We start from the raw sequence: 6,318 nt of genomic DNA, 5'->3' as shown, positions 1-6,318 counted from the left end.
CCGAACGCCAACCGAACGCATTTGTAAGTAAAATACCAATAGGAACTCCTAACACGAGAGATGAACTTATTCCCATATAGATTAAACCAATTGCTTTTCCTTGATGAGCGGGTTCCACAATCCTCGGGGCTATCGTTAATGAAAGTACAATAACTAAAGCTGCACTCATCGCTGTAATTATTCTAGCAATCATTACTAAAGTAAAATTCGGACTAATATAAGTCATTAAATTTCCTAGAAAAAATATAGTTAAAGCTATAAGATATAATTTTTTTCGTTCGATTTTCGCCGTTATAGATAAAAGTACAGGACCTGAAATAGCATAAACAAGTGCAAAAACTGTAATTAGTTGTCCTGCAGTACCAATTGTTATATTTAAATCCGAAGCGATAATTGGCAAAATTCCTCCTACAATTAATTCCACCAATCCAACTGTAACTGCAGTTATTGCCAATATAATAACTTTAAAGTTCATAAAAATTCCCCCAAATCCTACTATCATTAAATTTCTATATAATGTTATAACATTCCCATAAATCGAATAAAAAAGCATAAAAAAACCCAACTACAAATTGATATTTTTTGTAGTCAGGATTTAACGGTTCCTGGTAGAGACCCTCAAACCATATTTTTGAGGTTATACATAAATGCCCATTAAAAAATCTATTATCTAATATATCATGCTACTTCGCTTTTTTCAATTATGAAGTTTTCCCACGTAGGCTCATGGATCGTGCTCCGAAGCATTAAGATGTGAAATTTATTATTCACATTCATTTGCACGTGAAAATCTTAATTTTTTTAACCTGCGCTTATCTCAAATTGAGCAAAGATGTACTCGAATATTTCACAACCCTTAGGCGATTCACCTTTCCTATACATAGTACATAAAATATATCTATATCTTAGAAAGGATTGATTAAAAAATGTATTATGCTCCAGACCCATATTACGGTTATATGCCAATGTGCAACTGTCAGAGACAGCTAATGTACCAAAGTATGGAAAATAGCCGAAATAATTATTGGCCGCAAAGAAATGATCATAATTGGATTCAATTAAGAGACCACGGAAAAGAACCATATGTCGTTAATATTGAGAACGCTGCGGAACAGAATCGTGCATTCCGAACAGCTTTATGGACTGGGGATCATTTACAAGTGGTATTAATGAGTATCGATGTGGGAGAAGATATTGGTTTAGAAGTACATCCAAATACCGATCAATTTCTCAGAATTGAAGAAGGACAAGGATTTGTCCAAATGGGTAATTCTAGAAATAATCTAACTTTTCAACGAAGAGTTCGTGAGGATGATGCGATCATGGTACCGGCAGGAACATGGCATAACCTAACAAATACAGGAAATGAGCCTCTTAAATTATATACAATTTATGCACCACCTGAACATCCATTTGGTACTGTCCAACAAACGAAAGCAGAAGCAATGGCAGCGGAATAAAATTATTAGTAAGAAATTAGCAAAAACAGAAAGTACGATTACCTTGAAAAAATCTCTGGATTATCGTACTTTCCGTTTTTTCTATACTTAAAAATGTATAGGCATTTATAACCTTTTTCATCCTAACCTCCGAAAAAGCAATTACTTTATTGCAATATGTATCTCTATGTCTCCATTTGGAAGGTATTTTTCAAAATCAAAAGAATAAGCTCTTTCTAACGAACCTGCTTCTTCCTGTTCCCATATTTTATTCCAAATATTTAGGATGCCTTGTTCATCTGTAGTATCGACTTTAAAAATTTCATATTCATTATTTGTAGGGATTTCGACAAAAGAATCTTCAAACTCGTCTTCAATAGCAACGCTTAATGAATAGTCCCCTCTATAATCACTTTCATAGTCGTAGTAAACACCATAAATATTATGTTTATATTGGCCAATATTTCGATAGGCTTCTTCCCACATTGTTTTGATTTTTCCCATCACTTGTTCATCAGTAAAATTATTCGTTCGGATACTGTTAATTAAATAAAGTATCATTCTCTCATCCCCTGTTCAAATTTTTTTATAATGTCAGCGGACTCTCAGGTAGTGTGAAACTAAGTATCAAATATATGACTAGATTTGCTGGAATGAAAATGAATATTAATCTAACTGCGTAAGACGGAATACTGAAATATTCGGCTATCCCTCCGCACACTCCAGATAAAACTTTGTCGCTTGATGATTTCCTTAATTGTTCGCTCAAAGTAGTGAACTCCTCCCTATACCTTTTTAATGTGCTTCAAATAGGGACTATTAAAAATCCTTAAAGGAATAAAACTATTACCTAGTCCTCTATTCACAATAATCGTCTTATCCTTTGTTTTAAAACCTTGATCTGGTGCACAAAAGGCTTCCAACTAACCATCATGAGCATAACTGATAAAACTAAATCCATATTAAACAACGCATATAATGATAGCTGTTACTACAATTGGATTGTTTTGAAAGTAGAAAAAAACATAAGCATAGTAAATCCAAATAAAATATATAACAGTCTCTATTAAGCTCTATTCTGCAAAATTTACACTCCAAGTTTAACAATCTTATCTAAACTCTTAAGCATATGTTCGTCATCAAGCAAAAATGAATACGTTTTATAACGTGTACAACTAAATATAGATTTGTATGACGATTATAGTTTCTCTGCAATACAAAACAACTCCGCAAAGTCATTTACAATAGTCTTGTCGGGGTTCTTAGTTACATCGTAATGAATCCTTTCCAAGCCAGCTTCATAATCTTTATCATTTATTAAATTTAGAATTGAAATGTCTTTGTTCAAAACATGCTGTAAATAGTCAGCTACCTTTATGTTAGTCATTTGATACTCGATTTGAATCTCTACTTCAAAACCTCTTTTTGTTAACTCGTTAAAAATAACTTCAATATTCCAAAATCTTTTTAAGTCTTCATAATAGGCAGTTGGAAAATAGTGATACAACCACCATTTTTTCATTTTATGAATAGCAATATTATGTAGTTTAAAAATTCCTCCATCTGTTAACACACGATAAACCTCATCTAATGCTTGACTTTTATTTTTGTAATGATGGAATGCATAATTATTGGAAATAAAATCAAATATTCCAGATTGATAGGACATTTCTTCAGCATAACCATAAGTTAAAGAAACTCTCTCTAATCTTTTTTTAGCTATATCCAACATTTCTTTAGAAGCATCAAGACCATACCATTTAATATTATCTCTTTTAAAGTAATCAATTTGTTTTTCAAGATAAAGGCCTGTTCCACAAGACAAATCTAACACTTGATACTCAGTTTTACAGTTATTATCCATATACTCCTTTAGAATAGCCTCATATCTTATTTCTTCACGTCTATATTGATTCTTGTCGTATTTATAAGCAATTTTTGAATAGTTTATTGTATTCATTATTTCTCCTCTCTCAATTTAACTATTCTTATTACTCCAACCTTATCATAAAAAAACCTAATAGTGTTACCTCCTTTGAATTTTCCCTTCCCTTATTTTTACAATAGTTATCGGGTGAACGACATACCACATTCATAACTAATCGCTAGAAAAAAATCTTTAGCAATCTACTGAATACGTCATATAGTACAATGTTTAAACGATTGCACATGAACATCCAAAAAGTTAAAAAAGCCACTATTTATAATAGCGACTTTAACATAGAACTATTTTATTGTTTTTTAATCATAATTTTCTTTATTTGATACCCTTCAATTTCCTCAACAATAAATTGAAAATCTTTATATTCAACTACAGTTCCGGCAGTAGCGTCTAGCTTTTTTGCAAAAATCCATCCACCTATTGTATCGATATCCTCATCATTTAAATCTGTCCCTAATAATTCATTAACTTCTTCGAGTTGAAGTTTACCTGATACTACTACTGTGTTATTGTCTTTTTTCTCGATTAACGGACTCTCATTTACATCAAATTCATCTCGGATATCCCCGACAATTTCTTCTATTACATCCTCAACTGTTACTAGACCTGCAGTCCCACCATATTCATCATTTACAATAGCCATATGAATTCTTTCTTTTTGCATTTTAAGTAATAGCTGCTTAATCGGAGTTACTTCGGAAACGTGAATAATTGGCCGGATATACTTTTCGATTGATGGTGGTTTTTCTCTATCGAAACGTTCTGTAAACATTTCCTTTATGTTTATTAACCCAATGATATTATCCTTGTCCCCATCAGCAACAGGATATCGTGTAAACTGACCTTCATATACAACTTCAATATTTTTTTCAAAACTGTCCTCTTTATAGAAGCAGATCATCTCTGTTCGTGGTACCATGATTTCCTTTGCTAATCGTTCATCGAATTCAAAGATATTATTAACATAAGTCATTTCAGACTGGTTAATCTCACCGCTTTTGTAACTTTCTGAAACTATTAATCGTAACTCTTCTTCAGAGTGGGCAACTTCGTGTTCAGCTATTGGTTTAAATCCAAATAAACGAATAAACTGTCGTGCAGATCCATTTAGTAACCAAATAAACGGATACATAAGTTTATAAAACCAAATTAATGGTTTTGCTATTAAAAAGATTATTTCTTCGGCTTTTTGAATTGCAATTGTTTTTGGTGCTAATTCCCCAATCACAACATGCAAAAAGGTAATGGTAAAAAAGGCTATCGCAAAAGACAATACCGAAGCAATTGTTTCATTTAAAGCAAGTTCATTAAATAATGGTGTAAGCAAACGCATTATTGTCGGTTCACCAAGCCACCCTAAACCTAATGCAGTAACAGTAATTCCTAACTGACATGCAGATAAATACCCATCCAGATTATCAATTATCTTCTTTACTTGTACAGCCTTTTTATTACCAGTTTCGATTAAATAATCGATTCGTGTTGCTCGTATTTTAACTATCGCAAACTCGGTCGCTACAAAGAAGGCTGTCATTAATATCAAAATAGCAACCAAAAGTAAATTAACTATTTCCAAATAGTTTCCTTGCATCGGTCAGATACAAGGAATTCACCTCCTGGTTTCGGATCAATTCTTTTCGTATTCGTTTTCAAAACATACTTGCATACTTGTTTATGACTGCTCATAGGTTTAATTATAAAGACCAATTCATGTAAATCAAAAAATTGCTTTACCTTCCCATCAGCATCAGCCTTTCTTTTGGCAGATAAGAAAGTATAAAACTTTCTTGACTCGCATAAGTGCAACTAAGGCTTTCGCCAAAGCTTGGCGATAAGCCAAGTTTTCTAATCTTCCTAACAATTTAAGTTTGTTTGTTTATTTTATCACAAAAATTCATTCGAAACATTCATCATACCTTTAAATTATTCAAAAGTTTTTCCCTAACTTCTTGCTGCCATTTTTATATACTAAAATTATCATACTTTGGTTGGTCAGATTATTTCTAAATTATTTATTATTTGGCTGACGTCCTAGCAAGTGGATAAAGAACTTCTTAGTTTACTAGGCATATATTATCAATATAAATGACAATAAGAGGAGTTGAACCCGATGAATAAATGGTTGCATAGTTTAAAAACAAAGACACCTCAAGAAGGATTTGAATTAGCAATTAAACTTGCCCAAAAGGGAGTAGAATACACTCAACCTAATGAACAAATAAGAAAAAAATTGCGTCCAAAATATTCAAGAGACCCGGACAGTTTAGCCTTCGCTTCACAAGTTATTGCAATTAATTTCCAAACGGTAGCTGCAGCAAATAATTATTGGAAGGACAGAGTTAAATTTTAATTCAACTGAAGTAAAGGTGGAAAAAACAAATTTTTAATATTTCGATGGGAATTAATTTTGGCTTAAACGTACTAACCAATTAAATCCCATCTTTTATTTTATTGCCAATAACAAACTTGCAATTTATTATTGTCTAAATCAAAAAAATCAAAAAAGTGATTCTCACCATCATTTATTAATTCCGCAACATCTACACCTTGTTCTTTCAGTTTCTTATATGTCTTTTCTATCTCTTTAGTGAAAAAAATAGGATACGTATTATTTTCATTTGAAGAGGTACTTCCTTCTTCTATTGTTAAGGGAATTGCACCACTTCCGACTTTTAAAATCCGGTAACCTTCACCTTTAAACACTTCTTTCAGCCCTAATACTTCTTGGTACCAAGAGCTTGATCGTTCGACGTCACTAACTGTTAAACATATCGTATCAATTCTTTCAAACATTAAAATAACACTCCTTATCATCATCTTGAATACGACTAAATGATCCAAAATCAATTATTTTTTAAAACTTTCTATTAACAATGAGAGTTCTTCCCATCTGTCCATTTTCGTTTCCAATTCAGCTTCCAATGTTTGCTGTTCTTG

Annotated in this window: 8 protein-coding genes and 1 riboswitch; of the genes, 2 read left to right on the top strand and 6 right to left on the bottom strand. The window is 32.1% G+C overall.

Features of this window, described 5'->3' with window-relative positions; translation table 11 throughout:
• Positions 1–475: MFS transporter (locus ACPYKA_RS17675; RefSeq protein WP_479543524.1), on the bottom strand; the 475-nt coding region annotated here is incomplete at its 3' end.
• A 90-nt stretch (positions 476–565) separates the two neighbouring features.
• Positions 566–665, bottom strand: a riboswitch (purine riboswitch).
• A gap of 261 nt (positions 666–926) precedes the next feature.
• Here ACPYKA_RS17675 and ACPYKA_RS17670 point away from each other — a divergent pair.
• A complete protein-coding gene (locus tag ACPYKA_RS17670) occupies positions 927–1,460 on the top strand; it encodes a cupin domain-containing protein (protein WP_479543523.1) in 534 nt (177 codons plus the stop codon).
• A 141-nt stretch (positions 1,461–1,601) separates the two neighbouring features.
• Here the strand turns inward: ACPYKA_RS17670 and ACPYKA_RS17665 are convergent, their stop codons facing one another.
• From ACPYKA_RS17665 to ACPYKA_RS17650, 4 genes are all read right to left on the bottom strand, one after another.
• The gene (locus tag ACPYKA_RS17665; RefSeq protein ID WP_479543522.1) at positions 1,602–2,000 is read right to left on the bottom strand and encodes a GyrI-like domain-containing protein; all 399 of its coding nucleotides are present in this window, start codon (positions 1,998–2,000) and stop codon (positions 1,602–1,604) included.
• Between the two features lie 25 nt (positions 2,001–2,025).
• Positions 2,026–2,208 carry a PspC domain-containing protein gene (locus ACPYKA_RS17660; RefSeq protein ID WP_479543521.1) on the bottom strand — a complete coding sequence of 61 codons (183 nt, stop codon included), beginning with the start codon at positions 2,206–2,208 and terminating at the stop codon, positions 2,026–2,028.
• Between the two features lie 429 nt (positions 2,209–2,637).
• Positions 2,638–3,399: a class I SAM-dependent methyltransferase gene (locus tag ACPYKA_RS17655; protein ID WP_479543520.1), complete on the bottom strand. Its 762-nt coding sequence runs from the start codon at positions 3,397–3,399 to the stop codon at positions 2,638–2,640.
• 271 nt (positions 3,400–3,670) lie between these two features.
• Entirely contained in the window at positions 3,671–4,957 is a 1,287-nt protein-coding gene (locus ACPYKA_RS17650; protein ID WP_479543519.1) for a hemolysin family protein, read from the bottom strand.
• Positions 4,958–5,491: 534 nt separating this feature from the next.
• On the opposite strand from ACPYKA_RS17650, the gene ACPYKA_RS17645 reads away from it, so the two are divergent.
• Positions 5,492–5,731, top strand: coding sequence for a hexameric tyrosine-coordinated heme protein (locus tag ACPYKA_RS17645; RefSeq protein WP_479543518.1), 240 nt, complete (start codon positions 5,492–5,494; stop codon positions 5,729–5,731).
• A gap of 98 nt (positions 5,732–5,829) precedes the next feature.
• Here the strand turns inward: ACPYKA_RS17645 and ACPYKA_RS17640 are convergent, their stop codons facing one another.
• Positions 5,830–6,174, bottom strand: coding sequence for a VOC family protein (locus ACPYKA_RS17640; protein WP_479543517.1), 345 nt, complete (start codon positions 6,172–6,174; stop codon positions 5,830–5,832).
• Between the last annotated feature and the right edge of the window lie 144 nt (positions 6,175–6,318).

The organism is Pseudogracilibacillus amylolyticus (SeqCode), assembly GCF_051918545.1.
Taxonomy (GTDB): Bacteria; Bacillota; Bacilli; order Bacillales; family Amphibacillaceae; genus Pseudogracilibacillus.
This window is presented reverse-complemented; position numbering and strand designations above follow the sequence as displayed.